The organism is Terasakiella brassicae (assembly GCF_014641495.1).
GTDB lineage: Bacteria > Pseudomonadota > Alphaproteobacteria > Rhodospirillales > Terasakiellaceae > Terasakiella > Terasakiella brassicae.
Map to the genome: position 1 here is coordinate 25,903 of NZ_BMHV01000014.1, position 26,919 is coordinate 52,821.

Annotated in this window: 31 protein-coding genes and 1 pseudogene; 17 read left to right on the top strand and 15 right to left on the bottom strand. The window is 44.1% G+C overall.

Annotated features, from left to right (window positions below):
• The first annotated feature begins 178 nt into the window (after positions 1 to 178).
• Positions 179 to 1,180, top strand: a complete 1,002-nt coding sequence (locus tag IEW74_RS10695; RefSeq protein ID WP_188664694.1) for an NAD-dependent epimerase/dehydratase family protein — start codon at positions 179 to 181, stop codon at positions 1,178 to 1,180.
• A 39-nt stretch (positions 1,181 to 1,219) separates the two neighbouring features.
• Here the strand turns inward: IEW74_RS10695 and IEW74_RS10700 are convergent, their stop codons facing one another.
• The gene (locus IEW74_RS10700; protein WP_188664696.1) at positions 1,220 to 1,777 is read right to left on the bottom strand and encodes a DinB family protein; all 558 of its coding nucleotides are present in this window, start codon (positions 1,775 to 1,777) and stop codon (positions 1,220 to 1,222) included.
• A 289-nt stretch (positions 1,778 to 2,066) separates the two neighbouring features.
• Here IEW74_RS10700 and IEW74_RS10705 point away from each other — a divergent pair, with 289 nt between their 5' ends.
• Positions 2,067 to 2,576 (top strand): P-loop NTPase family protein, encoded by a 510-nt coding sequence (locus IEW74_RS10705; protein WP_188664698.1) that lies wholly within the window; start codon positions 2,067 to 2,069, stop codon positions 2,574 to 2,576.
• Here IEW74_RS10705 and IEW74_RS10710 read toward each other — a convergent pair.
• Complete coding sequence (locus tag IEW74_RS10710; RefSeq protein WP_188664700.1) at positions 2,571 to 2,771, bottom strand: hypothetical protein; 201 nt, start codon at positions 2,769 to 2,771, stop codon at positions 2,571 to 2,573. The genes IEW74_RS10705 and IEW74_RS10710 overlap by 6 nt on opposite strands.
• Positions 2,772 to 3,031: 260 nt before the next feature.
• On the opposite strand from IEW74_RS10710, the gene IEW74_RS10715 reads away from it, so the two are divergent.
• The 3 genes from IEW74_RS10715 to IEW74_RS10725 all read left to right on the top strand — a co-directional run bounded on the left by IEW74_RS10715 (position 3,032) and on the right by IEW74_RS10725 (position 6,322).
• Complete coding sequence (locus IEW74_RS10715; RefSeq protein WP_188664702.1) at positions 3,032 to 3,256, top strand: hypothetical protein; 225 nt, start codon at positions 3,032 to 3,034, stop codon at positions 3,254 to 3,256.
• A gap of 260 nt (positions 3,257 to 3,516) precedes the next feature.
• Positions 3,517 to 5,121 (top strand): DUF6538 domain-containing protein, encoded by a 1,605-nt coding sequence (locus IEW74_RS10720; protein ID WP_188664705.1) that lies wholly within the window; start codon positions 3,517 to 3,519, stop codon positions 5,119 to 5,121.
• A gap of 13 nt (positions 5,122 to 5,134) precedes the next feature.
• Positions 5,135 to 6,322 carry a M48 family metalloprotease gene (locus IEW74_RS10725; protein WP_188664707.1) on the top strand — a complete coding sequence of 396 codons (1,188 nt, stop codon included), beginning with the start codon at positions 5,135 to 5,137 and terminating at the stop codon, positions 6,320 to 6,322.
• Here IEW74_RS10725 and IEW74_RS10730 read toward each other — a convergent pair.
• Positions 6,303 to 6,710 (bottom strand): helix-turn-helix domain-containing protein, encoded by a 408-nt coding sequence (locus IEW74_RS10730; protein ID WP_188664709.1) that lies wholly within the window; start codon positions 6,708 to 6,710, stop codon positions 6,303 to 6,305. The two genes, IEW74_RS10725 and IEW74_RS10730, sit on opposite strands and share 20 nt — an antisense overlap.
• 162 nt (positions 6,711 to 6,872) lie before the next feature.
• Between IEW74_RS10730 and IEW74_RS10735 the strand changes: the two genes are divergently transcribed.
• From IEW74_RS10735 to IEW74_RS10745, 3 genes are read left to right on the top strand one after another with little or no spacing between them, the layout of a single operon-like run.
• Positions 6,873 to 7,031: a helix-turn-helix domain-containing protein gene (locus tag IEW74_RS10735; protein ID WP_188664712.1), complete on the top strand. Its 159-nt coding sequence runs from the start codon at positions 6,873 to 6,875 to the stop codon at positions 7,029 to 7,031.
• 4 nt (positions 7,032 to 7,035) lie between these two features.
• A complete protein-coding gene (locus tag IEW74_RS10740; protein ID WP_188664715.1) occupies positions 7,036 to 7,530 on the top strand; it encodes a hypothetical protein in 495 nt (164 codons plus the stop codon).
• Positions 7,531 to 7,562: 32 nt separating this feature from the next.
• On the top strand, positions 7,563 to 8,024 hold the full coding sequence (locus IEW74_RS10745; RefSeq protein WP_188664718.1) for a hypothetical protein: 462 nt from the start codon (positions 7,563 to 7,565) through the stop codon (positions 8,022 to 8,024).
• On the opposite strand, the gene IEW74_RS10750 is transcribed toward IEW74_RS10745, so the two are convergent.
• Positions 8,013 to 8,312, bottom strand: coding sequence for a DUF6626 family protein (locus IEW74_RS10750; RefSeq protein WP_188664721.1), 300 nt, complete (start codon positions 8,310 to 8,312; stop codon positions 8,013 to 8,015). The genes IEW74_RS10745 and IEW74_RS10750 overlap by 12 nt on opposite strands.
• A gap of 140 nt (positions 8,313 to 8,452) precedes the next feature.
• Between IEW74_RS10750 and IEW74_RS10755 the strand changes: the two genes are divergently transcribed.
• The 3 genes from IEW74_RS10755 (at position 8,453) to IEW74_RS10765 (ending at position 11,774) form a co-directional block, all read left to right on the top strand.
• On the top strand, positions 8,453 to 8,635 hold the full coding sequence (locus IEW74_RS10755; protein ID WP_188664724.1) for a hypothetical protein: 183 nt from the start codon (positions 8,453 to 8,455) through the stop codon (positions 8,633 to 8,635).
• Between the two features lie 86 nt (positions 8,636 to 8,721).
• Positions 8,722 to 9,132 (top strand): hypothetical protein, encoded by a 411-nt coding sequence (locus tag IEW74_RS10760; protein WP_188664727.1) that lies wholly within the window; start codon positions 8,722 to 8,724, stop codon positions 9,130 to 9,132.
• A gap of 113 nt (positions 9,133 to 9,245) precedes the next feature.
• Positions 9,246 to 11,774, top strand: a complete 2,529-nt coding sequence (locus IEW74_RS10765) for a DEAD/DEAH box helicase (protein WP_188664729.1) — start codon at positions 9,246 to 9,248, stop codon at positions 11,772 to 11,774.
• A 124-nt stretch (positions 11,775 to 11,898) separates the two neighbouring features.
• Here IEW74_RS10765 and IEW74_RS10770 read toward each other — a convergent pair whose 3' ends face one another.
• The 3 genes from IEW74_RS10770 to IEW74_RS10780 all read right to left on the bottom strand — a co-directional run bounded on the left by IEW74_RS10770 (position 11,899) and on the right by IEW74_RS10780 (position 14,270).
• Positions 11,899 to 12,726: a YecA family protein gene (locus IEW74_RS10770; RefSeq protein WP_188664732.1), complete on the bottom strand. Its 828-nt coding sequence runs from the start codon at positions 12,724 to 12,726 to the stop codon at positions 11,899 to 11,901.
• A gap of 12 nt (positions 12,727 to 12,738) precedes the next feature.
• Positions 12,739 to 13,287 (bottom strand): recombinase family protein, encoded by a 549-nt coding sequence (locus tag IEW74_RS10775; RefSeq protein WP_188664734.1) that lies wholly within the window; start codon positions 13,285 to 13,287, stop codon positions 12,739 to 12,741.
• Between the two features lie 158 nt (positions 13,288 to 13,445).
• Positions 13,446 to 14,270: a hypothetical protein gene (locus tag IEW74_RS10780; RefSeq protein ID WP_188664737.1), complete on the bottom strand. Its 825-nt coding sequence runs from the start codon at positions 14,268 to 14,270 to the stop codon at positions 13,446 to 13,448.
• A 91-nt stretch (positions 14,271 to 14,361) separates the two neighbouring features.
• On the opposite strand from IEW74_RS10780, the pseudogene IEW74_RS10785 reads away from it, so the two are divergent.
• Together IEW74_RS10785 and IEW74_RS10790 are read left to right on the top strand one after the other, a co-directional pair.
• A pseudogene (locus tag IEW74_RS10785) lies at positions 14,362 to 15,672 on the top strand (Ea47 family protein).
• Positions 15,662 to 16,861: an HNH endonuclease gene (locus IEW74_RS10790; protein WP_188664743.1), complete on the top strand. Its 1,200-nt coding sequence runs from the start codon at positions 15,662 to 15,664 to the stop codon at positions 16,859 to 16,861. The pseudogene IEW74_RS10785 and the gene IEW74_RS10790 overlap by 11 nt, the downstream one beginning before the upstream one ends.
• Before the next feature lie 198 nt (positions 16,862 to 17,059).
• On the opposite strand, the gene IEW74_RS10795 is transcribed toward IEW74_RS10790, so the two are convergent.
• The 4 genes from IEW74_RS10795 to IEW74_RS10810 all read right to left on the bottom strand — a co-directional run bounded on the left by IEW74_RS10795 (position 17,060) and on the right by IEW74_RS10810 (position 20,626).
• A complete protein-coding gene (locus tag IEW74_RS10795) occupies positions 17,060 to 18,292 on the bottom strand; it encodes an ImmA/IrrE family metallo-endopeptidase (RefSeq protein WP_188664746.1) in 1,233 nt (410 codons plus the stop codon).
• A 27-nt stretch (positions 18,293 to 18,319) separates the two neighbouring features.
• Positions 18,320 to 18,970 (bottom strand): hypothetical protein, encoded by a 651-nt coding sequence (locus IEW74_RS10800; protein WP_188664748.1) that lies wholly within the window; start codon positions 18,968 to 18,970, stop codon positions 18,320 to 18,322.
• 2 nt (positions 18,971 to 18,972) lie between these two features.
• Complete coding sequence (locus IEW74_RS10805; RefSeq protein WP_188664750.1) at positions 18,973 to 19,521, bottom strand: hypothetical protein; 549 nt, start codon at positions 19,519 to 19,521, stop codon at positions 18,973 to 18,975.
• Positions 19,522 to 19,660: 139 nt separating this feature from the next.
• On the bottom strand, positions 19,661 to 20,626 hold the full coding sequence (locus IEW74_RS10810; RefSeq protein WP_188664752.1) for a hypothetical protein: 966 nt from the start codon (positions 20,624 to 20,626) through the stop codon (positions 19,661 to 19,663).
• A 261-nt stretch (positions 20,627 to 20,887) separates the two neighbouring features.
• Here IEW74_RS10810 and IEW74_RS10815 point away from each other — a divergent pair, with 261 nt between their 5' ends.
• Positions 20,888 to 21,982 carry a hypothetical protein gene (locus IEW74_RS10815; RefSeq protein WP_188664755.1) on the top strand — a complete coding sequence of 365 codons (1,095 nt, stop codon included), beginning with the start codon at positions 20,888 to 20,890 and terminating at the stop codon, positions 21,980 to 21,982.
• A gap of 200 nt (positions 21,983 to 22,182) precedes the next feature.
• On the opposite strand, the gene rpsI is transcribed toward IEW74_RS10815, so the two are convergent.
• The 3 genes from rpsI to IEW74_RS10830 all read right to left on the bottom strand — a co-directional run bounded on the left by rpsI (position 22,183) and on the right by IEW74_RS10830 (position 24,329).
• Positions 22,183 to 22,674: a 30S ribosomal protein S9 gene (gene rpsI / locus IEW74_RS10820; protein ID WP_188664758.1), complete on the bottom strand. Its 492-nt coding sequence runs from the start codon at positions 22,672 to 22,674 to the stop codon at positions 22,183 to 22,185.
• Positions 22,675 to 22,676: 2 nt separating this feature from the next.
• On the bottom strand, positions 22,677 to 23,141 hold the full coding sequence (rplM, locus tag IEW74_RS10825; RefSeq protein WP_188664760.1) for a 50S ribosomal protein L13: 465 nt from the start codon (positions 23,139 to 23,141) through the stop codon (positions 22,677 to 22,679).
• Positions 23,142 to 23,393: 252 nt separating this feature from the next.
• Complete coding sequence (locus IEW74_RS10830) at positions 23,394 to 24,329, bottom strand: AEC family transporter (protein WP_188664762.1); 936 nt, start codon at positions 24,327 to 24,329, stop codon at positions 23,394 to 23,396.
• Between the two features lie 116 nt (positions 24,330 to 24,445).
• On the opposite strand from IEW74_RS10830, the gene upp reads away from it, so the two are divergent.
• From upp to IEW74_RS10845, 3 genes are all read left to right on the top strand, one after another.
• Complete coding sequence (gene upp / locus IEW74_RS10835) at positions 24,446 to 25,099, top strand: uracil phosphoribosyltransferase (RefSeq protein ID WP_188664764.1); 654 nt, start codon at positions 24,446 to 24,448, stop codon at positions 25,097 to 25,099.
• Positions 25,100 to 25,203: 104 nt separating this feature from the next.
• The gene (locus IEW74_RS10840; protein ID WP_188664767.1) at positions 25,204 to 25,539 is read left to right on the top strand and encodes a c-type cytochrome; all 336 of its coding nucleotides are present in this window, start codon (positions 25,204 to 25,206) and stop codon (positions 25,537 to 25,539) included.
• 110 nt (positions 25,540 to 25,649) lie between these two features.
• Positions 25,650 to 26,387 (top strand): substrate-binding periplasmic protein, encoded by a 738-nt coding sequence (locus IEW74_RS10845; protein WP_188664769.1) that lies wholly within the window; start codon positions 25,650 to 25,652, stop codon positions 26,385 to 26,387.
• 257 nt (positions 26,388 to 26,644) lie between these two features.
• Here IEW74_RS10845 and IEW74_RS10850 read toward each other — a convergent pair whose 3' ends face one another.
• Entirely contained in the window at positions 26,645 to 26,803 is a 159-nt protein-coding gene (locus IEW74_RS10850) for a hypothetical protein (protein ID WP_188664772.1), read from the bottom strand.
• Positions 26,804 to 26,919: the final 116 nt, after the last annotated feature.

Here is a 26,919-nt window from a genome sequence, read left to right on the forward strand (position 1 = left end):
AAGTGAACATGCAATTCATTCTATAAGAGGGTAGAAGAAATCAAAAGCTGAACGGATCGTAACGGTTTCGGTCTTTGATCAGCACTAAAATCACTTTTTATTTTTTATCGGTTTGTTTATGGTCGCACCGTTTTAGCGATATAGAGAATTACCTCAAGATAACGAAAGGTGCATCATTATGGATGTTCGCGGCAAAAAAATTGTTTCTATTGGCGGGGCCGGGCTCATCGGTTCTCATGCGATGGAAGAGTTATTGAAAGAGGATATCAAGGAACTCGTTATCTATGATAATTTTTCTCGTGGTTCGCATGAAAACTTAGAAAATGTTTTGAAGGATGATCGGGTCACAATCTTTGAGGCAGGAGGAGATATCACCCATCCTGATTTATTATCTGCGGCCTTGCAAGGTGCTGAGGGTGTCTTTCAATTCGCAGCTTTGTGGCTTTTGCAATGCCATGAATTTCCGCGCTCTGCCTTTCGTGTGAATGTTGAAGGTATGTTCAATATATTGGAGGCATGCTGCCAGAATAAGATCGAGCGTTTGGTTTGGTCGTCGTCAGCATCTGTGTATGGTGATGCTGTTGAAGACCCGATGACAGAGGACCATCCCTTTAACAATAAGAATTTTTATGGTGCGACCAAGATTTGCGGGGAAGCAATGGCGACGGCATTTTCAAACCGTTATGGTTTGAAACAAGTTGGCTTGCGTTACATGAATGTTTATGGACCGCGCCAGGATTATCATGGTGCCTATATTGCCGTTATTATGAAAATGCTGGATGCTATTGACCGAGGGGAAAGCCCGACAATTTTTGGCGATGGATCAGAGGCATTTGATTTTGTCTTCGTCGGTGATTGTGGCCGTGCGAATGTTTGTGCCATGAAGGCTGATACGTCAGACCGTTACTATAATGTGGGGACCGGTGTGCGGACATCCTTGAAAGAATTGGCGGAAAAACTGGTTGAGCTGACAGGGTGCAAGCAACCTATTCAATATCAGGAACGGTCGCAGGCAACATTGGTAACAAACCGTGTCGGATGCCCGAAAAGAGCAGCTGAAGAAATTGGCTTTGAAGCGCAGACGGGTTTGGATGAGGGGCTTGCTCAGTTGATTGAATGGCGCACGAAGCATAAAGCAGCGGTCGCTGCACGGCGCAAGGCTGTTGGGTATATGTTGTGAATGGCAAATGATCTTGAAGTCAGATCATTACTGTTGTTTCTATTGGTCTATAATGGCCTGATAACGCTGGCGAGGGGTGTTGATTGTCTTAACTATCGGCCAAATGTCGCGCAGGAATACGCTTAAATCACTCGCCGCGCTATTAATGTGGTAAGGATACATCAGGGTGCTGATAAATCCACGGTGATAGGTGGAATGATTTGCCAAGTGTAAGAGGATGTCTTCCCGGCTCATGGTACCTGTTCCACCATTGACAAATTCAAAGGGGATGATTTCTTCTAGATCATCTTGGCTCCAATGGGCTGCAAGTTCAATATAATGTTGGTCCAGCTCTCTTAATCGGTGTGCGACATCGTTAAACGGCAACGGTGTTGTGCGGCTTCTGCCTGTGAAATTGTGTTTTGTGCCTTGTAAATGGGCGAGGAAAATTTCCTGAATAACGAGGATATGATCAAATGTCCCGGCGATTGTTTTAAAAAGAGTGTCACGCGAGGCATGTAACTCTTCTTCTGAAAGCTGAGCTGCATTTTGCAATGTCACATGATTGGCCCAAGCCATATAATGAACCATGCGATAAGCTGCTGAATATGTGACCATAAAAACCTCTTTTTAGAACAAATAAACAGTAATATAACAAATTGAAATGAGGAAGTTTTTTATTGTCTATCTTGTTTATTTTGTAACAAGTCCGGCGGGTGTTGACATTTATTCTGATGTCGCACACAATCATCTTATGAAAACATATATGACACAGCAATTTTTCGAAATTATTCGCATCATTCCATAGGAATGGTGGGTTTAGTTGTGTCAGAATTACAAGATCCGCCCTAGAGGCGGTTTTTTATTGTCTGCTTCTGGGGAAAGAATTTATGCCTTAGGAGAGAAAATGAAAAAAGTCGCCATATTCGGTAATGCAGGGGGTGGAAAGTCCACATTGGCAAAGCATTTGGCCGCAGCCACCGGATTGCCGTTACACTCGCTTGATAAAATAAAATATCGCCCCGGAGGTGCAGAAGTCCCGCATGAAGATTATCTGGATATCCATCGTAAGATATTGAAACAGGATGAATGGATCATTGATGGTTTTGGCTGCGTCCCGTCTGCATGGGAACGTTTTGCGGCGGCAGATACATTGATCTATCTTGACCTGCCTCTTTTCATACACGGTATGTGGGTGACAAAACGCTTGTTAAAAGGGGTGTTTATCAACCCTGAGGGTTGGCCCGAAAATAGCCCGATCTGGAAAATTTCATTGAACAGCTATCGCGTGTTATGGCTGTGTCATCAAAAACTGACGCCTCGTTACAGGCAGTTGATTGATGAGACTCAAAATACAAAACAGGTGTTCCATTTGCGAAGCGCCAAAATGATTAGGGCGTTCCTTCAGGCGCTATAGGGGATTGTTGTCGGAGTGTTTCGAAAGGGACGCTTCTTCCTCAGCTTCACTTGCCTTGAGGTCTTGCCATTCTTTCAAGCGTTTTTCGCGCTCCGCGCGTTGTTGTTGAATGAAACGAATGGGGGATAAGGCGTTCCACGTGATCAACAGGAACATTCCAATAACGAAAACAGGGACGATTGCAAGCCAATCCATATAGAAAATTCCTTAAGAAGGTGAAGAGCCACATTCGTGAAAGTCACTTAAGTTATACACAAAAAAAGATTCTTCCAAATAGAAGTGGGATTTTATCTCAAAGGGCATCGGTGATGTAAATATCTTACCATAAATTTGCTATGCTTAATTTAATTTATCCACACTTTATAGTGTATTTTTCTGATATAATATATTATAAGTTGAATATTGGGAAGGGGATGGTATGCTTCTTCCTATATATATTAAGAAGGGGTATGGAGATGAATAGATATAAAAACTTGGGTGGAGACTCTGGTGTGATTGGATATTCGATTGAAGTTGATTCAATTGAGGTGCAATTTCATGATGGTTCGATTTATGGATATACAGTTGCAAGTACTGGGCTTGCCAATATCAATAAGATGAAAATATTAGCTGAAAGAGGTGAAGGGCTAAACAGCTTTATTAGTCGTGTTGTGAAGAAAAATTTTGCGTATAAGCGGTAATTTGGTGGGGCGAAAAAAATAAAAAACCCACCACCAAAAGGTAGCGGGTTTTCTGTATCCGTATGCTCTCGTGAAGCGTCGGTAATCTGTAAAGATTAACGCTTGTAGATTTTATTAGTTTTTGAAATAATATTTCAAAATAGTAACTCATTGAAAATAAAATATAAAATGATTTTTGTTTGATTTTGATGCAAAAAATTGTAGTAAAGATATGTGGTAATAGGCTGGGAAGGCGTGCCGTAAAAGCATGAAAAACGGGTATGGTTGGCTTGAAAAATCGCCTCTATCTGCGGGGCAAAACTTACTGGTATCAGCGACACATTCCGAAGGAATACCGCCCCCATCTTCAAGCCAAATATGGCAAGGGCCAATTCGTTAGAAAAAGCACGAAGACACGCGACTACAGTGAAGCCCTTCTGAAAGCCAAAGCCTTTGATCTGGAAGTCGAGATACAGTTTCAGATTGCCCAACGAGCCATTCGGCCAACGGTGGTCTCCGGGTTGGAAATGCCTCAGCAACTGGTCAATCTGGGTCTTGGAGACGTCGAGGAACGGATTTATAGTTCCATCATGGCGGAATTGGCCCCATTGCTTCCGACGGATGCGGATCGCGAAAAATGGGCATCTGCCGACATGAGTGCCGAAGAACTTATCGTCAACGCCTTCGAACATACAAAGTTTGCCGGTCATTATAACGTTCCTACTGAACACCTGATTCAGCAGATGAAGCCCCGGCTGATTAAGCAGTTGTTATTCGAAGCCGGAAATTCGTTAGGGCAGTTCACGCCGACATATGATCATAAGACATTGGAAAAGACGGCGACGAATTTGATCCAGCGAGAAATGGAGCATCCTATGTCTGGCTCCATCACGGTGTCAGAGTTTATCCGTGAGTTTTATGACGACGGTCCAACAGGTGGAAAAAAGATCAAGCGGCTGTATGGCGGTTCAACTGAAATTTTGCGGCGTGAATATGGTAACCGGGCCTTGAATAGTCTGAATCGGAACGATCTGAAACGGGTCAAGTTCATCATGGCAAACTTGCCTCTCTATTGGTCTCGAAATCCTGAGTTTAAAGGGATGAAACCGTCGAGAATTGTTGAAGAAGTTGATGGAGAAGACTACCCAACCATCTCACATAACACCTTGCAGGTGAACTTGCGTCGCATGTCCAGTTTCTTTAACTACGCTTACAATGAAGACTACATCGAAAAGAACCATGCCAAGGGCCTCTGGGAAGGGCTGGAAGATACCAAGCGAACATCTTTTGATAAACAGGCACTAATCGCATTCTTCAAAAACTATCCTTATTTGCATCACCCCTTGGGGTTCATTCCTTTGCTTGCTCTTTATCACGGTGCTCGCGGTGTTGAGGTGTGTAGCCTGAAACCCGAAAATATTTTCGAGGAAAACGGTGTTTGGGTAATGCACTTCACCAAAACCAAGACAGACAAAAAAACGGGAAAGAAAGGCCGTAAGGTGCCAATCCATCCCTTTGTGCTGAAACTCGGCTTCATAAGCTTTGTAAACGGTCGTAAGGGCAATGATATGCTATTCGAAGGTGCCCGTGAGACCGATCATAGCAACGCCTATGCCACCGAAATTATGTTCATCATGAATGAATGGTTAAATATCGCTGGGATCAAAGACGAGGCTCATACATTCCACTCGTTTCGACATACATTCAAACAATTCGCAAATTCCAACCGGGACATCAGGATGGAAGATTGGAAGACGATTGGTGGCTGGGTAGTCGCCAAAGATGCTGGCGAAGGGTATGGGGAAAAGCTGACGCCGGATGTGACGATTGAGTCGCTCAAGCATCTAAAGTTTGGAATTGAAGATTTGATCTTGGAAATCAATTAGGAGCAAGAGGGCGTTGAATAAAAAAACGAACTACGAAAAGTTGATGCTATGGTTATCGCCGGTGGGTGAAGGGAAAGATAAGATCGACACGATCATTGGGCTACAAACTATCGTCAAGCTCTTTTTGGAAACATTGGTTCTTGCATCAACATTTGGGCCGGGACTTGGATTCCTGATGCTATTTGCATATTGCACGAAAAATAATTTACCCTATTTCGATGCTTCAATGGGATTTGGTTTTCAAATAGCAATTATATTTGCGGCCTTCGCGTTCTACATCTTTGTGACAGCGATGATTTACTATTATGGTGCGATTATAAGGCTTGGAGATAAGACCGGTAGAATATTTTTAAGTAGTTACTTCCAAACCGTTGATATCGCCTACCATAAAATAAATTCGCAAAGGTTTATTTTGCTAAACGGTTTAGGCGTGTCAATTTACTGTTGGATGTGGTTAGCATTTGACGGTGCAGACAAACTTTTTATCTCTCTTTTTGGGTTGTTGTTTGCTGTTGCTTTTGGTGTTGGCTTTTACACATTTTATATTCGACAAAAGAGAATTAGATGGTGGCTGCTTAAGAAAGACATGGGTCCAATAATTTTTTCAAACACTTGGGCAATGGTTGTTATTGCAATGACTTGTGTGATCGCTTTCAATTTCATTGAGAAGAAATTCGGTGACATTCAGGTGCCAGAATTTATGACTGATTATATTACGGCGTCCGCTGTTATTATCTGCATTATTTTTTCATTCTTATTGGTCTTCTTCTTCACTTATCATGTGATGAAGAGAAAGATATTGTGGGCATCTGTTAGCATTCTAATGGTATCGTTTGTTATTTTGATGCTGTATCCCGGTTGGTATCAAATAACCAAAAATGTTATTGCAGAAACGGGGCATGGCGGGGATGTCGCTGTCAATATTTTACTCAAGGATGCAACGGCCTGTAAGTTCAGAGAGCGAATAAATTTTGTAGAGGAAGCCAAAATAACAGAGGCTTTCTGTCAGGAAATCAACACTCGAAAAGTAAAGCACTTTTGGACAAAGCCAATTTTCTTAACTTGGATGTCATCAAATGCTGCGTATGTGAAATCTGATCCAAAACAAGTTCGCCCCATGATGCTTCTTAGAAGCGAAATTCTTTCATGGGAGCGTGCAGTGTTGAGTGATAAAGGTGAACCTAAGTCAGAGCCGCAATGATCGACTGATAGCGGTCCAGATCGACTTCACCAGTTGGATCATCTTTCAACCGGTCAGCTTCCATCTTAAAGAAAGATACAATCAACTCGGCCTTACGGTCTGACGTGAGGTCGAGTTGGTTTTTGGTGATAAAACCATCAACGCCGAGAATCACGTCTTTTAGGATGGTCAGGTGGAAAGTTTCAACCACACCATCTTTCGGATCACGGATCAGTTCGGCAGCAGTGCATCCATATAATTGTGCAAACTCTTGCGTTCTACGCAAGCTGGTGTCCGAGGTCCCGCTTTCAATGCGAGAGACCTGACTAGGGCTAAGCCCCATACGGTCCGCTGCCGTTTCTAACGTGTATCCAGCACGATTCCTCATTTCTCGGAAGTTCAATTTCATTTTCATTTCCCTCTGTTGTAACGGGTGTTCAGGATACAGACGAGAAATTTGCGTTATACGCAAAAATATGACTATAGCATATAATGCTTGACTCATGCTTCATATGCTGTAATCAATTTGCATATGACGCTTAATGATTATTTGAAATCTCAAGGACTAACGATGCAGGCATTTGCAAACCAAGTTGGTGTGCATGTCAGCACTATTCATCGCCTTAAATATTTCAAGATCATGCCTTCACGGCGTGTCGCGAAAGCAATCCATCGTGAAACCAACGGACAGGTCACCATTTCTGATTTGGTCCAAATCAAAGGGGAATAATTTAATGAAAATGATTTTAGGTGTAGGCTTATTGGCAGCGGTGATCTTTATGACTGGTCAAGCAAATGCCCGTATGCCACAGGGCTGGCAAAATGGCGATAAGATTGACAAATTCACCGACAAAGCCGAAGTGCTGCAAATCCAGAATTTCACTGAAAGTGTTTATCCAAACCTTGGAATTGGATGCATTCCCGGTGAAGGGCAAGTCCATGTTGTTTACCAGATTTCCAGAGACCATCTCGCTGGGTTTACGGGCGATCTGGAAGTCATGTATCGCATTGATGGCGGTAAGCCAATCAAGGAAGACTGGAAGATCGTCAATGGCAAGTTTTTGCTGAACTACAATGGTAAAGCGTTTGCCCAAAAATTGGTTGGCGGCAAAAAGCTTCTTATGAAATTTGGTCACAACATGGGTATTGATGTTGTCGCTGAGCACGATATTCGTGGAACTGAAAACCTTCTCAAACCTCGTTTCAAACAATGCGGTATCAACTTCTGATTTTGAGATTTATCGTAGCAATTGGAGTGGCGGTGGCAACTTTGTCACCTCATTCCGTGCAAGCCTTTGAAGCCCCACAAATCGATGACATCATACCGTCACCAACATACTGGGATAGCCGTCGTAAAATGATGGAAGGTGGCAAGGTCAAACGCATTGCAGATGAGTGCCAACGGTTGGTCCAACACCACAGTGATATGGCAGAGCGAGCCAATGGCTGGTTGTATCGATTTGCCGTTCCCTACGGCGGTGATAACGGTTTTATCGACCGGCCAACTCACGGATCATCTGAAAAACGTATTTTACGTATTCATGGTTGGTTATTGGAAGAAAATCGCTGGGAAAAGCATGGGGCGGCCATTCCCGGTGCTTTGGGACGATGCCAAGAAAACTATCGAAAGGCAATCGGCGACGTAATGAGTATTATGTCCAAATTCGGGGCCGTCTATGATCATGATCGAAACGATTGGACAGAAAGCTGGTTAAGCCGCTAGTGACTGACAACGACTGCCTACTTCACAGCAGATTTCATTCCAAATCCTTTTGCAGATACCGTTCAGTTCTTCGCAAGTTGCGAAGTCATGCTCTTTGGCAGCAGCATCTCTGGCAATCAGCAAATTGCAGTAACAGGCCAAGGTTGCTTCCAGTGACATCTCTCGTTCTGAGCTAATTGCCGAACTCGCCCAACTAAATTTGCGACCACAGATTTGGCTGAACTCACCCTGAGTTCGGATTACTTCTGCCTCAGTTAAAACCTTATACAACTCTTCTGTCTGCATCATTGTAACAACTCCTGTTTCATAAGTGATTACAGTTATTTATCCGTGGAAACCAATCGCAGGGACACGAAAATGACCTCGCAGCATAAATACCCTTACGGACGAGGAACAACAACCCTCTCCATAAACGAGGAGTAAGAAGAATGAAATGTAGAAAGCCAATGCCTGATCTGCCGGAAGATTGCGTGATGGTCGGGTTCGAGCCGAATTGGGAGATGATAAATCTCCGCACACAACCGAGGAAATTAACCACCCGATTCAGAAAAGAACATGAGGAACGTCTGCGTGTTCAAGCTCAGAAAGATGAAGAACATCACGATAAATAACTGATTGCCCCCCCCAAGGCCCGTATGTTCCCTCCAAATGCCTCCTGCATACGGGCCGCCCCTTTTGAAAGGATAGGATGATGAAAATGATAGAAGTTTCTGACATCGACTACACCCAACCAGCTAAGCTATTTAGCTTTGCCATCCACATCAGCGGGACATCCAAAAGCCGGATAGCGACATTCAGGGACAATCAACTGAATGTGAGCTTTCTAGCCCTAGATGCCATTACCGACAACGCACGAAATATAATTATCACATACGCCGATGAGACCGGAATGTGCATATGTCTGGATTGTGACGTAAGTATCTATGCAAGACGATATGATGAAGCTGTCGATTTCCTCACTAAACCCTATTTCGTTGAGATCGAAGGCGATGGTGGAACCATCTCGCTGGCAGACGTGATTGTCGAAATCATCCCTGATGACGACCCTGAAAATTGCGAAGTGACTTTGTTTAGAAAACTCAAAAACTTGGAACAGATTGCTGTTTGAATAGCACACCAAGGTCCAACGAATAGACAAAAGTAAATCTAACCCTCCCCGGTAATCCATTAACCTTGCCGGGATTTTATTTGACATAGAAAAGAACATATAAGGAACAAAAAATGCCGTATTCTTACGATAAAGTGAATGCTCTGGCCGGAAGCGGTAAAACCTATGCTGCTGCCCGGTTTGCCGTCAACAACGCTGCAAAAGCCGGGCAAAAGATCGCACTGGTGCAACCGAGCAAGATTTTGATCGATCAAACTTACCGTGACATCATCAATTACATGAAGGAACAGGGCATTCGATGCCGGGTAAATTTCTATTACGGTGACCATGATCAAAAACTTCACCGTGGTTCAATTAAGCAAGAAATCATGGGGCATTTATCCGACGCAGATGAAGTTGGTGAAATTATTCTGATCACCCAAGCCGCTTTCCTGACACTTCCCTATTGGCACCGCAGTGGTGATTGGACCATCATCATTGATGAAATTCCCACTGTGGATAAGGCATGGGATTTTAAACTTCCCCGCAGTCACAAACTACTCACCAGCAATATTGAGGTGCAGGATTTTGATGCCATCCACTACCGGGTATTTCCATCGACTTCTTCAAAGCTATCTGAATACCGACGCAATGAAGACAACGATGATGTCTTTGCGATGTTCTCGGAAGTGTCATCTTGCATTTTGAACGATCATTGGTCTGTTTATTGCCGCAAAGAGCAGTTCCACCGCCATCATAACGGTGATACCGAGCATGGCAAGCATACACTGTCATTCTTTGGCATGCTGGAACCAAGCGTTTTTCACGGTTTCAAGAATGTGGTGATCATGGGGGCCATGTATGATGAAAGCTTGTTGAACCTCTATTGGACCCTAAAAGGTGTCCATTTCACGGAGCATGAAGCCATTTCAGGGGCTGCCCGGTATTTCAGCCATGATAATGGTGAACTGATTACCTTTAAATATCTGTTTGAGGATGATTGGTCGAAACGAAGCCGAGATGTGGAACTTGACGGTAAGCCAATTTTGGATTGGTCCGTGGAACAAATCAAAAAGGAACTCGGTGATCAGGAATTCTGCTGGGTCGGCAATAACGATATTCAGGATGATTTGTTTGGACGTCATGGCAACATACGCTTACCCGGCGTTTCAAATGGCATGAATGAGTATCAGCATATTGACCATGTGGTCTTTTTGTCGGCATTAAACCGGACTCCGGCCCACTATGCTTTTTTGAAATCACAAGGTCTTGATCCTGACTATGTGAAATTCGCAACCGGATGTCAGGCTGCCTATCAAGCGATTATGCGAGGATCAATCCGTGACCCAAGAAATTCAAATCATAAAACAGCCATCGTGCCGGATTTAAGAACTGCGGAATATTTAGCGAGATATTTTGGCGGCTGCCAGATTGGAATGCTCGGCGGCCTTCCAAAGAAGACCAAAAAGAAAGCAGGCAGAAAGACGAAGACCGGCACATCATTTACTGGAGCAGAGCGACAGGTCCGTTTACGGGCGGAGAAAACACGCCGTTTGCTCAAGGAGCAACTGGAATTAGTCCAGCACGAAAAGTGTAACGAAAATACTATAGATAAGGCAATTGCGTTACAAAAATCAGACCCGGCAAACGGGCCTGAATTGCTCAAGCAGATCAAACGGAATTACAAAAAATTTACCGTTCAGATGTTTGACAGTATCTATTCCTCGACACCGGATTACCGCCTACGGCTGACCAACGCGGAACTGATTGCACAACTTCGCGATGCCCATGCCATTCAAGGGCGGCAAATGAAGAATTCGAATTTCTTGATTTCTTCTGCCGTATTTGATCCAAATTTATCGGAAGACACCAGTCGTGGCCTTGCTAACATCAAGTATTGCAACGGGGTCTGGTTTGATAATGATGGTGGTGATCTCTCCCCGGAAGAATTTCGAAAATATTTTCCTGACCTACATATGGTGACCATGAATACTTTCAGCGGTCATGACCGCTGGCGAGCCTTCTTTCCCACCACGTCAATCATGAGTGTGGAAGTTCATCAGGTTATCGTCAAATCGATTGTTCGGGTGTTGAATGATAAAGGTTATTACGACGATAAAACGGCAGATAAATTGGCAAAGCTCAATAAGATCGTCAAACGGCACGGTTTTGATGTGAGCAAATTCACCGCATCTAGCCTGTTTTATGCCCCGATGCCGACAGCAGATGGCGAAGGTTTCTTCAATGAATATCCGGGCAACGAAATTGATCCGATAAAATGGATTGAACGGACAATTATTCATGATCAATCAGAGCAGACCATTGCACCACTGGAATATGAGAGTGTCGAAAATGCTGCCAACGACAACGAAGCATCAGAATATCGTGAATGGGATGGGACGTTATCAGATTGTTATTTTGCACCCCATAAGAAAATCGAAGAATATCAATCTCATGCTGAACACTCTGATGCTCGATACACAGGTATTTTCGGTTTAGCCATGTCCTTTATCAAAACCGCAACCATTGCTGGACATAAGGATGAAATGACCGAATGGCGTGTATGCCAATTCATACAAGAAATTGATGGTGGATATCATGATCGTCAAGATGCCAAACGAATTCCAACTGCCGTGAAAAATGCATTTAATAAGGCTGGCTAGCACACGAATATTTTTCAGTTGAAAGTTTCAACCGAATCATTCCAAAAACCGATAAATTTTGGACGACGCCAGTCGTTTGGTGATGAACACCATGAACGCAGGGATTGTCGGATTTCTGTGGAAATTATTTAATAGACAGAAACTTTTTCATCCATTTTAACTCGACGGCTGATGGGGCATACATATAGTTATTTTGAATAACCTGTTTCCAATACCGAGGCTGTGGTATTTCGTCATAGAAAACCAATTCAGCAACCACATACATCAGCCATGCCATAATTTTGATGTTTGGGACAATGAAACCCAGCGATTCATCATCTATAGTATACTCGATAAGTGGATCAAAGTCAGCGGCACCAACTCCAACATGGACAAAATGATTGCTGAGAAGTCCATACATTTCACCGAACGGTGGTAAAAACTTTTTTGCTGTAGAAATGGCCTTTGGTGACTTCAATTTTCCCGAATAAAATTGTTCAAGTGCTGATGGTTGGGAAACCAAATGGAGCACGACGCTTAATAGCTCAACAAAATCACGGGCTAGCGAGCAATGTTGTCGTCTGAAACCACGTCGTGCGTTATCTACCGATGCAAGGAAAGTTTGTGAGGCCGTAAAAATGAGGCGTGCACAAGTGTGATGCAGGGATTGATCATCTAAAGACTTAAAAACTTGCTTTGCGATAATAGTAGCGGATAACCCGAATAACTCGCTTGCCGCAGTGATATCTTTCTTGGTGAAGGAATCAAAAGATTTTTCAATTTTCCGGCAATCACGATCAAGTTGATTAAACACCATGTCTTTCGTGAAAGCATATACACGTTTATTCTGGTAATCAGGAAAAGCCCCCGCAAATTTATGGACGGGCGGTTTCTGTTCACTTTTACCATGGCAATGCTTGTGCTTTTTCCCACTGCCACATGGACATGGATCATTGCGGCCAATCTTTGACATAAGTGCCTTCCATTATTTATTTGAGGATAAAATCCGATAAACGGACGCACGCCCGATACCAAGCTCATTGGCAATGGCGGTTGGTCCCATACCCGCGTTATTCATTTCAAGAACCTGATCACGATCAATGCTGGGCTTGCGTCCTTTATAAACGCCGTTCTTTTTAGCCTTCGCGATCCCCTCGGCCTGTCTTTCACGACGAAGATTTGTTTCGAATTCGGCGAAGACACCCAAAAAATCCAAAAATGCTTTACCGGCAGCGGTGCTGGTGTCAATCGGCTGTTCTGTTGCTCGCAATTTGACACCCTTTGCATTCAGGTCATGGACGATGTTTTGCAAGTCCCGAATGGAACGTGCGAGGCGGTCGATCCGCGTTACGACCAAAACATCATCCTGTCGCAAGAACTGCATCAAAGTTTCAAGCTCGTGCCGGTTCGCAAGTTTCGACCCACTGACTTTTTCAGACCTGATAATCTCACATCCAGCACAGGCCAAAGCCTCTTGCTGGATCGTCAAGTCTTGTTGGCTCGTGCTGACGCGAGCGTATCCGTAAACCGCCATATCAAGTTCCTACTGTCTTATTAGGGTGTGATTATAACAAATCGTCTCATAAATGTCTAATTATACTCTAATGAGACATGTAAAGCACATACATACTGCGACGTAATGTCTCAGTGAAAAACGGATACAATGGCTATAGTCTAAAGAGACTCGTCCAATTATACTTTTTCAAGACCTGTAGGAAGGTGTTGTAACGGATATAGAATGCCCATTTTACTATCCATGATAGGGTATGTTGTTTTTTCATACTCCATAAAAGGGCGACCAAATAGATGGACTTTCATTCCTTTGGAGGTATTCCATTTGAATGCAAATGGAAGAAAATTACGATGCTCATATACTTTTACCATCTGGGGTGAACCACCAATGGCATTATATTCCTCTGATTGAAGCATATCAATTAACACTTCTAAAGGTTCTTTATCGAAATATTCAATGCTATCGTCCCCCCAAGATTTTAAAGCCAAGTTTTTATGGAATTCATCATAGTGATCGCCACAAAACACAAACAGTTTTCTACTGTCATATGCTTTATGCCACTTGGTTGGGTTTTCGGCCGCAAATTCGCCAATGCTTCTATTGTGTGATAGTCGCCAAAAAACAAGTCTTTTTTTCTGAAATGAGAAACCGCCTAACAGGATTTTTGTCTTTTTATCCATCTCCTCTAGAACACCGGGAGCCGCATGAGCAAAATTCTTCCTCATATCATTAATTATTCTGAGTATGTGTCCTTTGACTTCATGAATATCAACTGAACCATCCCTGAATTGCCCATAGTTTTCACATGAAGATTTAATCTGATGAACAAGAGGAATTGCAAGGTCGCAGTCTCCTGCAAAACTTATGACAGCGTTAATTCCAGCCAACGGAAAAATTTTTTGTGCTGTATCCCATTGATAACCGCCTGAAAGCCTACTGTCAGATGCAAAAATTAACTCTTCACCATCTGGTAGTTTTCTAATCCATGCTATGGAAATTGTCATTGTTCTTATCTTTCTTAATTGTGGTTATGCGTATAAAAGAAAATATGTTATATATGCTATTACTGGTTGTCTATTCCTTTTGCGGGGGCTTATGGATTATCGAAATCATTTAGGGGAATGCCCTCTTTCAGAAGTTCACAAAAGATTAGATCGTGTGCATTCACATTGGCACACCGCCATTGAGAATTATTTTGAACCTGAGAAATTTTTGGCCGCAGCCCAAGACTGCATACAGACTTTATGAACCGTAACGTTCATATTGCAAAGTAAGAAAAAGCAATTGCCGGGATTTGAAGGGTGGTATGCTTTGTGGCAAGAGAAAATGAAGCTAGACCCGATAATGAAGTGGTCAGTTACTGCCCGAAATCAAATTGAAAAGCAGGGTGACCTTCAAACAAAAAGCTCTGTAACAGCAGAGATCATCGCTTCTTATATAAAAGATGAAAACCCCACACAAAAGGTTGAAGCAAGAGTGTGTGATACACTTGATGAAATCATTGCACGGATTCCACCACGTGTGTTGCAGGAGCAAGTTCTAAAGCATGGAACGATAAAAATTGAACGTTGTTGGGTCGAAGCAAATCTGCCCGACGTTGAGGTCCTTGAGGCGATTGCTCATGTGCACGGTTTTTTATCAACTATTCTTGAAGACGCACATAGTGCTTTCGGATTGTCTGAATTCGATCAGATTGAACTAACCCATGATGGGATCAGTGAAGTGATACATAATGAGCGAAATCACATCGACGGTAAATTCCCGTGCATGGTTGCGACAAGTGAATATAGATCGATGCAAATATCATTATCAAATGGGCAAGCAAGAAATTTTGGAACTGTAAAAAAGCATGTTTCAAGAGAAGATATGGAAATTGCAAAAAAGAGATATTATGGTGATCGACCAATAGAAGATAACGAAAAGCCATCTTGGAACGTCGAGGACATGGCTGAAAATCTATTTAACATGGCTCGAACTGTTTTCATTAAAGACGGCTACCATTCTAATGTCGCATTATTAATCCATCCGACGAAGGGAATTCTCCCAATGCAGCTTGAGACAGAAGTGCGTGCGGACAAATACTTAATAATGAAAAAAGTCGCTGATGAAGTTGAACGCCATGGCAGTGATATCGTTGTTTTAATTAATGAGGCTTGGACTGCCCCTTTTGATCCCGAAAACCCTTATCAGTATCCAGCAGAAAGAGCCGACAAGAAAGAGATGTTGTTATTGGTCGCCGCTGGTAAAGATGGAACCAACGTGAATATGTCTGCTGAAATTATTCGGAATGGTAATGTTGCGACGTTAGCCACGACACAAAAACACTGCAATGAAGGTGTTACCAATATCCTTCAACCCATTATAGATTTATGGAAGAGACAGGGGAAAATAAGTAGTGGCGAATAAAATCTGCTGTCTATGTGGTGATAAGATCACCAAGAAGAACGATACGAATGAACACATCATTCCTAATGCAGTAGGGGGGCGTTTAAAGGTTCGTGGGTTCATTTGTGATCCATGCAATAACTCCACAGGGCATACTTGGGACACTGCTTTGGCTAAACAGATGGAGCAGATGTGTTTGCTCTTCAATATTAAACGAGAACGTGGCTCTGTGCAGTCGCTGAACATTCCTACCGATAATGGTGAACATATACGTTTTAACCCAGATGGCACTATGGGGCTTACCAAGCCTCAGTTTTCTGAATTTGTTGAAGGCAGAGATGTATCGGTGTCGATATCGGCAAATTCTGTAAAAGAAGCAAAGAAAATGCTGAAAGGGGTAAAACGTAAATATCCTAAAATTGATACCGACAAATTTCTGGAAGAGGGAAAAATTACATCTTCATACCCGGAAGGTAACCTACGCTTTAGTCATCATTTCGGCGAAGAGCTTGCAGGGAAATCAAGCGTGAAAACTGCTATGGCATTTGCTGCTTTGAACGGTATTGAAGCAGGAAGATGTGATGTGGCCCTAGCGTATTTGATGACAGCAGATTCATCAAAATGTTTTGGGCATTATTATGATGGTGACTTTGTTTTAAATCGACCCGATGATGCCGTATTTCATTGTGTCAATGTTACTGGTATCCCTTCTGAAAACCTTCTTGTTTCTTATGTTGAATATTTTGGTTTTCAAAGGATGATCATCTGCTTGTCAGAAAATTACAACGGCCCAGAACTTTCTTATACCTACGCAATTGATCCAGTAGCAGGAGAAGAAATCGACATTCAAGTCAATGTTCAAATTTCCGTAGGTCAGTTGCACAAGTGTTATAGCTTTGAGGCGGCACCGGATGGAGCAATACAAGCTATGAACAAGGTGATACCCATCGCAAGGAAGCGTCATTGGGAAGACGAGCGAAATAGAGTTATCGAACGTGCCGTCGAATATGCATTCGCAAATTGCGGCGTTAATGAAGGTGAAATACTTGGAGAAGAAGGGGCTAAAAAGTTAGCCGATTTGACAATGGATCAATTGCAGCCCTTTTTGCTGAGAGCAATGGGTGTGCCGGTTGAGCATATCCACATTACTGAACGTCCTATCAATCCCCAGAAGCCTTATTCTGATAATACTGCACACAAAAAGAAATAACGAATATTCATGTTTTATCCTTTTAGGCATGGATTGATACAAACGCCATGTGTGGCATTGCGGCTGGTAGCCCCGAAGCCGTTTCACCGGAAAAGAAATGCCAAAAAGATTTCAGCCAGATAACAGACTGGCGACCCCTTTGGGTCATTTCTGACAAGTCATCGGATGGATTGGAGTTGCTCAAAAAATGAGGACGGGTTACGTCCTATGATCATTCAACATTCCAAGTTTCTTTAGCTTGATCTGAACAACTTGCTTGGATACTTCAAAGACCGATGATGTGCTGCTCAAAAGTTTATCGTAGTCACCCTTATTACAGGGCTGGTTATCGACATAAATGTAGCCATGTCCCCTTTGTGTGCTGTAGCCGTAATGTTCCCTTAATTGTTCTATTGTAGATACAAATGGCCCTAAAGGCAGTAGCAGGTTAGACGCAAACATATTTGCTTGGAGTTCCAATCTGCCAAGCATGTGCCCATTTGATGCCGAAGCGTCAAGCGATAGATCAGCTTCGACAATTGCTTCACTTCTAAGAAAACTGTCATGGTTCAAATAGAAATGTCCAATTTCGTGTGCAAGGGTAAACCTTTCACGGTGTGGGTTCTGGTGTGAATAAATCTGGATTTTTCTATTTCCAAAATCCGCCTTACCAAGAATTTCATAACCATCATCATCTTGGCATTCTTCTTCTCGCCAATCTACGTGGATAGAGAGGGCGGAACAAATCGCTTCAAGATCGACCGGGCCAGATTTGTAATCGATTTCAGAAAGTAGCGAGTGAGCTTGGCGTGCAAGTATTTCATCGCTCACAAATGGAATTGAGGCGTTGCTATCGCTCAAAGGGGATACGCCATCACCATTCAGGGCTGTCAGCAGGGTTTGTAGCGAGTCAAAATAACTGCCATCGTAAAAGGCTGAAAACTTGAGAGGCTTGCTTCGTGTGTGATTTTGGAAGATCAAATTGCGGATAAATTGATTGTCGTTCATCAAGGCACCACGACGTTCAGCAATCATTTCGAGGCCATTTTCATTGAATTTTGCGATACCCATCCCACGGCTTCTTGCCAAGTCTTGAGCACCGGATTGCAGCTTGGAACTTAGAACTACAACACCCTTTGTTCTGTGCCTTCCAATACGGGTAAGCTTGTCTGAAAAATCTGTAATTTCAGGTTCTGGAACATTTCCTGCGTAATTTTTGCATTCGAAGATGATGATCAAATGCGGCTCAGTTGCTCCATCACGACGGAACTCAATAGCTACATCGAACTCAATATCGCGGGGCGTTTCACGGCTAGGATACTTTGGTTTATGGCGGATTTCACATAATGCTGCCGGATATAGGCCGAATACAAGGTCGCCGTTACCTTTTTGATCAAGCAGGTATTGATAAAATGATCTTTCGAGGGCGTTTCCCTTTGCTGTCGTATCCATCAATTAGCCCTCCGTCCTTTGCCTGACTTATTCAGGTTGCTCCTCGGTTTTGTCGAAATCTAGAAACTCGACGAAATCTCGACCCGTTCTGGTTATTTCAAACATTGGGTTATCCAGCCCCTCTTCAACGGCTTGCAGCAATCCAAACGATGACAGCAGCATGCATCGTGAACGTTCCAAAATCGTTATTTGCTTAGAACGCTCAGCGTCATCATCCAGTATTGGATTATACACCAAGCTACCGAGCATACTCCTCTTGCCTTCTGCATATTCAATTAAGATCGCTATATCGGCATCACCAAGCTGGTTCAATACACGCAGAAAATGCCGTGCCAGTTGTTTAGCCAAATCCTCGCCCGTGAGGGCTGTTGATACAAGGGCGGCAATCTTTTTGCGTCGATCGTCCGACAAGGCCCGTGCAGCCTGCCACATGCCCTCCTCGAAGGTATCGAGTCCTTCTTCAGTAGCAGTTGAAAGTTTCAACTGCTCATCATCCAACCTATCACGTAATTCGAGGACAAATTTTTCCAACCGTTCTACGCGAGTATTTGGGATTAACTCAGCCACGATAGCTTGGACAACAGGGCCAACATAGGGTATGGCACCAACCAAGCTACTAGCGATACGGGTTATTTGGATGGAACGTTTGTCACCAAGATTAGTCTTTGTTGTGGTCATTTTTACGTAAATTTTTTAGCTGGGTGGCCGTTTGTCTCCCAGACTTGACGAACTTTTCCTGCCCATTGATTGATTAACTGCTGCCATTCTTTCGATTTGAAATACTCTTTCATATCTTTGCTCAGGTCTACTTCTGGCATGTAAATACCCAGAACTCCTTTTTCTAGCACGCCGTCAGCCAAGACGTCTTTTTCACGAATAATTAGAACAGGAAGACCAAGCTGAAAGGCCATGGCAGGTTCAATTTGAGAATAGGGACTTGAGAGCCATATGTCTTTGATGGGCTGGGCATCATTATTGTTGATGTCAGCATCACATTTGAAGGTGCCTGAGTGGATTTTTGACCTTTTAAATGACACATTTATCAAGCCGCAGGATTGATTCATTAAACGGCGTATCCCAACTAAAGGGGCTTCCATATCGTAGTCGCTATCACCTAAAGTCATGGGTTCTAATCCCAAGTTCTTTAGTTTTTTCTTTAGCTTCTGAATGAACTGGTTCTGTGCTTTTTGATGAGGTTTGGGATAGCTTAAAAACACTGGAACTTTCATCTTATTCTCACACATCTCTTTCGATTGCCAATCGGCATAATACGCAAATTATAGTTGTTAATCAATTCATACAATCCAAATAGCAAAGAGAGGGCACAAATATTAGCACCCTCTCTAAATGTATGCATTTTAATATGTGTCATACAGCTTGCTGTTCTTCCTCAGTAGTCACCTCCATATGGTGATTCATGATGGACTGGAAGTCCATTTCGTCAGTTACGACTAACTCAAGCGGCGTGACGGTTTTACCGTCTTTTTCGATGCGGACGAGAGCTAGGTGGTATTCCTCTTTCTCGACAACCATGCTGCGGGCCAGCTTGAACGGCTTGGCGATGGGGTGAGAAGCTGCACTGTCCACCAAGTGCTTGAACCGTTGAGCAAAAGCAGTGCCGTCATCGATAACTTTCTCCGGCTCAAGGGTGATCAAAGCACCGGTCGGTGTGTTTTCCGGTTGCGGTTGAGTGTCAGGGTCGTTGTCACTATCAGGTGAGACGTCCTCTTCTTCTCCCTCTCCAAGTTCGGCAAGTTCACGACGTTTACTTTCTGCAATACAGCCGTGGACACCGCCGTATGTATTAAAGACGTCAATCGGATGTTCAACTTCATCGTTGATCCAGCACTTGTAGGCAAAACCCCAAGCCTTTGACCAACGCGAACATGCTTTAATCTGATCTTGACGGTAAGCACGTTCTTCTTCTGCCGCGATTTCATCGACAAAACCATCTTGATCAATACAAAACTCAAGAATGAAGGCTTCTGTAGCTTCGCCATACAGACCCAAAACCAAGCGTGTGAATGGTTGGAAAGGGCCAGAGTTGGTGGAGATACTGTATTTGCGATAGAGTTCGCTAAGAGCGAGCAGTGCCTTCGGGTCACCCTGCAAAATGCGGTAAATTACAGCAACTTCGGCAAGGTAGTTTTTGAGTTTCTTGGTGCCGCCCCGGTAGTCCTGCATAATTGCAGCACCTTGGGTCGTCAATTTCTTGATGGTTTTTTCGAGGTCAAAGGTTGGTTTCTTATTGGCCTCGGAATTCGCATCCAGAGCTTTTTGGGAAGTTGCAGTGGTAGAAGAAACGCGGGGTTCTGGGATAATTTTACGAGCCATGATGGCCTCCTGTAAGTAGGCAAGGGGGTAGCGTTCACAGGAATCACTCCTTGTGTTGGCCGCGACCTTGCGGATTAAGATTTTGATATTTGAAACGCCCTGTGCGTTTCTGATGTTTAGAGTATTACAAATTTGTAACTTATTGAAAAGGCGACAGAATCAAGATTGGCCGAGTGTTTTCGTCCGAAAGTATGCGTTGAATCTTGATTTTTGACATTTGGTTGAAAGTCGCTACTGTTCAATCAGGAATTGGAGGGCTAAATGATAAAAGATGCTGAAATCATCCAGATGTTTGAGACAATGTTGGAAACGTTACAAGACGCTCCCAATCGAAAATACCAATATGGACATTTAGAACTATGTCCTCTGACAGAATTTCAATATGGCGATTTTAAAAACCCGCAGAATGTAGAATTGATTGCTGGACTAGATGAATATGCCCGGACCGAATTTGAGAAAATCTGTAGCAGCTTGAACATGGGGGACAAGCTGTATTTCATGCAGAATTTTGATCAAGCAAAGATGACATCTGTTGCACAGTTGGAAAAACTCATTGATGAAATAGTCTCATCAAAGATTTCCCGTTTGGAAAATGAAATACGAAAAGAACAGCAGTTGGAGATTATTTGGAGGGAAGTTACGAGTTACGTTTGCAAGCACAATCGAAAATCCAATATTCCTCAACGACAGAAAGAAATACGTGAGTTTCTCGAAAAAATGAGAGCGTTCCCACGTTTTGAATTTGCAGATATGGACCCGGATAATAGAACCCTAAAGTATGTGCAAAAGACGGACATCATCGTAGTTTACGAGGATGCTGATATTTTTAATAAAGAAATAGCTGAATATTTTGTGGAGGAAATGCCGGGTGTAATTATCCTCTCTAATATGAATGATGATCCATTAATAGAAACAGAAGAAGGTCTGTTCAGAACAGATCGTATTACTGAGAATATTGAAAATACCAGAGGCATCTACCAAAGCTATTTAAAGAAGGTGCATGCTCAGGTCTTTCCTAAGCCTGTGCAAACTATAGAAGCGGCAGAGTTTGTTCATGACCTTTTCAGGGTTGCCGAGTATTATGGAACACGGAGCCGTCGGGAATTGGCAATCTTCATGAATAAACTTGATCGATACAAGGACATGTCCATTGAGAGCATTCAAACGCAAATGAAGGTGCATTTGAAAGCTGCTAAGATGGATAGTCGTCTTACTGAGTTATTGAAAGAAATAAAGAATGAAGAGCAAGAGGTTAAAGATAGATTCTGGCATTTACGAGAGACAATCATGCCAAGGCAGAATGAATACCCGCCATATTTAAAGCGACTAATCAAAATGAAAAAATGCTCAAGCTGAGTTGGAAATTTCAACTGGGATGAACCTCTAACGCCGGACTATGTCTGTGGCAGAATACCTTCAATTAGCTGTGGTAAAAAAGTGTGGTAATGTTCTGTGGTAATTGCCAGTCCAAAACCCAGACGCAAAAAACCCCCAAAGCCGCAGTATGCAAGGCTTTGAGGGTGATTTGTATCCGTATGTCTCGGAGGCGTAAGTGATTAACGCTTGGAGAACTGGAAGGAACGACGGGCTTTTGCCTTACCGTATTTCTTACGTTCAACAACGCGAGAGTCACGAGTAAGGAAGCCTGCTTTCTTCAGAGCCGGGCGCAGGGCCGGTTCGAAGTTTTGCAGGGCACGGGAAAGACCGTGACGAACCGCACCGGCTTGGCCAGACAGACCACCACCAGTTACAGTTGCGATTACGTCGAATTGACCTTCGCGTTCGGTTACTTCGAAAACCTGGTTCAGGATCATGCGCAGAACCGGGCGGGCGAAGTATTGTTCAATATCGCGACCGTTGATGGTGACTTTACCGGAACCCGGTTTCACCCAAACACGTGCGATGGCGTTTTTACGACGACCTGTACCGTAAGAACGACCTTGTGCGTCGATTTTCGGTTCAGCCGGAGCAGCGGCTTCAGCAGCCGGAGCTTCAGAAGTTGTTGCAACGCTGGCAAGGTCTTCCAAAGTCTTTTTTTCTTCAGCCATGATTATGCGCTCCGTTTGTTTTTGTCGTTCATGGAAGCAACGTCGAGTACTTCCGGCTGTTGTGCTTCATGCGGGTGAGCAGCACCAGCATAGATGTGCAGCTTTTTCATTTGCTGACGACCCAGCGGGCTGCGTGTGATCATGCGCTGAACAGCTTTTTCGATAACGCGTTCCGGGTGATCGCCACCCAAAATTTGTTCTGCTGTACGCTGCTTGATACCGCCCGGGTGACCGGTGTGCCAGTAGTAAATCTTGTCAGAGCGTTTTTTGCCTGTCAGTTTTACTTTATCAGCATTGATGATGATGATGTTGTCACCGGTGTCGATGTTCGGTGTATAAGTCGGCTTGTGTTTGCCGCGCAGGTATTGCGAGACGATTGCCGCCAAACGACCCAGAACGACGTCTTCAGCGTCGATCATGAACCATTTGCGTTCAATTTCGCTCGGCTTTGCAGTGTAAGTTTTCATGTCAGTCCACTTGCATACGGATTAAAACTGGTCTTCGCCAGCATGGCAAAATGCCGCGCCGGAAAAGGAGCGCGCATTATGTTTAATTTTGAACAGAAGTCAACAGGAAAAAAACGTTTAAAAACAGCACATTAAAAACGCGGTATTATAATACCGTTTCTGTATGCCGCAGAAAATGGAGGATAGAGAAAGGCTTCATGTATCCTTTGTAAACAACGAGTTAGGCGATATTTATACCGCATGTTCTGCCTTCTATGGATGGGGGAAGAAGACGATAAACGCACTGATGGTGATAAGGGCAAGCGCCGTGGTTAAGAGAATCGTATTCCCGGCGATTCTGTCGCCAACCCCGTATCGGGTGGCAAAGACAAAGGGGTTGGCCCCTGTCGGCATGGCTGCAGCCAATGTTGCAATCATCACCCATAACGGGGAAGCTTCGATCACATATTTGGTGACGAGCCACACGGCCAAGGGCATGAGGATGAGTTTGGCAAAGGCAGCCACAAGGACGGGCAGGGTGGTTTCTTCCAATCGCAGGGAATAACGCGCCATACCGCCACCCACAGCAAATAAGGCACAAGGGGCGGCGGCCTTACCCAGCATATCGGTGGTGCGATCAATGATAATGGGCATGTCGAAACCGGAATGGGCAAAGGCCCAACCGCTGACCAGTCCGATGACCAACGGGTTGGTGATGACGCTTTTAATCGCACCCAGAAGAATACCGATAATATTGGCGTTCGGGTTGCGTGCGGTTTCAATCAAAACACAGGATAAGGTAAACAGGATCATTGCGTTGAAGGTGATGATCGTCATCAACGGAACGAGGGCCTCGTTTCCATAAGCCGTTTGGACGATGGGCAAACCGGTGAGCGCGAGATTTGAAAAAGAGGCGGAAATTGCCGTTACCACAGCGCGCTCATATCCGATACGTTTTAAGAAGAAGGTAACCGCGAGCAAAATGACGATTCCTACACCGTAATAGCCAAGCAGGACGGAAAGTTCGAGATCACGTTCCATCACACCGCTGGCAGAGGTGCGAAACAACAGGGCCGGGACAGCAAGGTAAAAGATGAAACGAGTAAGATCATCAACGCCGGCTTGGCTGAAAAGCCCCCGTTTTGCCAGCAGGTATCCTAATCCGATAATGGCAAAAACAGGGATGACGGTTGTCAGGACTTGGGTCATTTGGGGCGCGTACTTTCAAAAGCGAAGGAAGCAAGGGGGATCAGCGTTTGCAATGGCGTTGCGGGGGTGTTATGAGTCCGCCCGTATCAGATTTGACCATATAGACAGGTTTCGCCATGTTCAAGCATCCGGATTTTAAAAATCTTCATGTTGTCGATCACCCGTTGATCCAACACAAACTCACCCATATGCGCAACAAGAAAACATCCACGAAAACGTTTCGTGCTTTGTTGAAAGAGATTTCTTTGCTGATGGGGTATGAAATCACACAAGACCTGCCGTTGACAACGGAAGTTATCGACACCCCTATGGTCACGATGGATGATGCACCGATTTTGGAAGGGCGTAAAATTGCCGTGGTGCCGATTTTGCGTGCCGGGCAGGGCATGAGTGACGGTTTGTTGGAATTGATGCCGTCAGCACGCGTTGGTCATGTTGGCCTATACCGCGACCCGGAAACCAAGTTGCCAGTGGAATATCTGGTGAAATTGCCACAGGTGGAGGGTCGTACCTTTATTATGTGCGATCCCATGTTGGCAACGGGGCATTCTGCGGCCTATGCGGCAGACGTTTTGAACCGGGCAGGTATTAAGGATGAAGATATCCGTCTGTTGGTTCTGGTTGCGGCCCCCGAAGGGATGAAAGTGTTTGAAGAACAACATCCTGATATCAAGGTTTATACGGCTTCGTTGGATTCTCATTTGAACGAGAAAGCTTATATTATTCCGGGCCTTGGCGATGCCGGGGATCGTTTGTTCGGCACGTTTTAGGGGATCTTTTTTTGATCCCGCCCCTTTATTATTAGATATTCATTTTTCCAAATTCGTTTTATTCTGAAATGGATATTATTTCCGATTTTAGAGGGGAAGAAAAAATGAAAAAAATGGGGGTTACCGCCTTTGTGCTACTTGGCGGCTTGATCTTGAATATGCCGGCATTTGCCAGTGGGCAGGAGACGTTCGACAATGTCTGTGTCGCCTGTCATGGCGAAGATGGCAAAGGGGCAGAGGGAATGGAAGGTGTTCCAGACTTTACCAATGCCCCGGCCGTTTGGTCCAAAAGCGATGCAGAGCTTGCACAGTCGGTCATCAACGGGATTGAAAAACCGGGCGCGGAAGTCACAATGCCCCCGCGTGCCGGCGATGATGAACTAAGCGATGGCGATATTAACGCGGCGGTTGCCTATATGCGCAAAACGTTTGGGAGTTGATGTTTAAGGGGGCCTCTTTTCAATAAAGAGGTGCCCTTTTTTCTGAAAAGGCGTATCCTTTACCTATGATAATCAGACGATCTTTGTACATGTTCGGGTGCTTGATCTGCTTGATTTCTTCGTTTGTGAGCGAAGGCAAGGCAGAAGAAGATGTCTGCGCATCTATTAAGGCATCTGCACATCCCGAGGCCCCACCGGCAATGTGGTATGACGGGAAAACAATGGCAGGGGTGGGGGCTGATGCCATTGTCGAAATTGGTAAACGGATCGGCGTTCCGATTGTTTTATCGTACGAAGGCCCGTGGAAGCGGACGTTGCGTGCGTTGGAAATCGGGGAAATCGACCTGATATATGCGCTGTATAAAACAGAACAACGGCGCGAGATTTATGATTTTACCATCCCTTATTTTACCGACCCGGTTGTGATCGTCCGTAACCCGCAATATCAATCCCGGATAAAATCACGCAAGGACTTACCTTACTTTAAGGGGGCTGCGACGATGGGGGACAGTTTCGGTAATGATATCGACAACTTGATTGACACAAAGCTGGACGTTCAACGGGTGCGCAATTATGCCATTTTATTGAAGCTCATTGCCAGTGATCGGGTAAATTATGGCATTGCCCCGCTCTGGACGATCAAAGGCCATATCAGGCGTAATGCCTATCATGATGAAGTCGTTATTGTTGAGAATGCGCTTGTGGCAGAAGATATGTATATGGCCTTTTCCAAAATATCTCCGTGTAAGAAATATCTGTCCAGGATAAATGAGGAACTGTCAAAAATGATGGCCGCTGGGGATATCGATCGATTGCTGGATGAAAATATTGCGCGCTGGAGCAAATAGCAGGAATGAGATAAAAAAAGAGCTGCCGTTACCGGGCAGATCAGACTGCTGACAAAGTGTTTTCAGTAAATAATTAACCCAAAGCCGTCATCCCGCGCTTGATGCGGGATCCATTTAAAATTAATGGATTAGATGTTACTCATTGGGCAAAGATGGATCCCCGATCAGGGTCGGGGATGACAGTTAGGGGCTTTGTCAATAATCTGAGCTGCCGTTTGACCGGGCAGCTCTTTTTGCAATTGAAGTGATTATCTTTTTTAGGAAATCTTATTGAGGATGCCGAGCCAATGGTTTTCCCGACAGAATTGTTTGGCTTCGTCCGGGCCTAATGTGTTGAGCAAGCGTAGGACAAATTCTTGAGGTCCAACCGGTTTTGTTTGCGTTTCACCACTATAAGCCATTGGCTTGTTCATCATTGTCTCCTGAGGAATTGGTTATGGTATTTGCCTGTGTGGTAATACCACTTATAACCAATCTCTCACGGGCGTTTGGACTTATTTTCTTGTCACAGTAGGTATTTTGACTTTTCGTA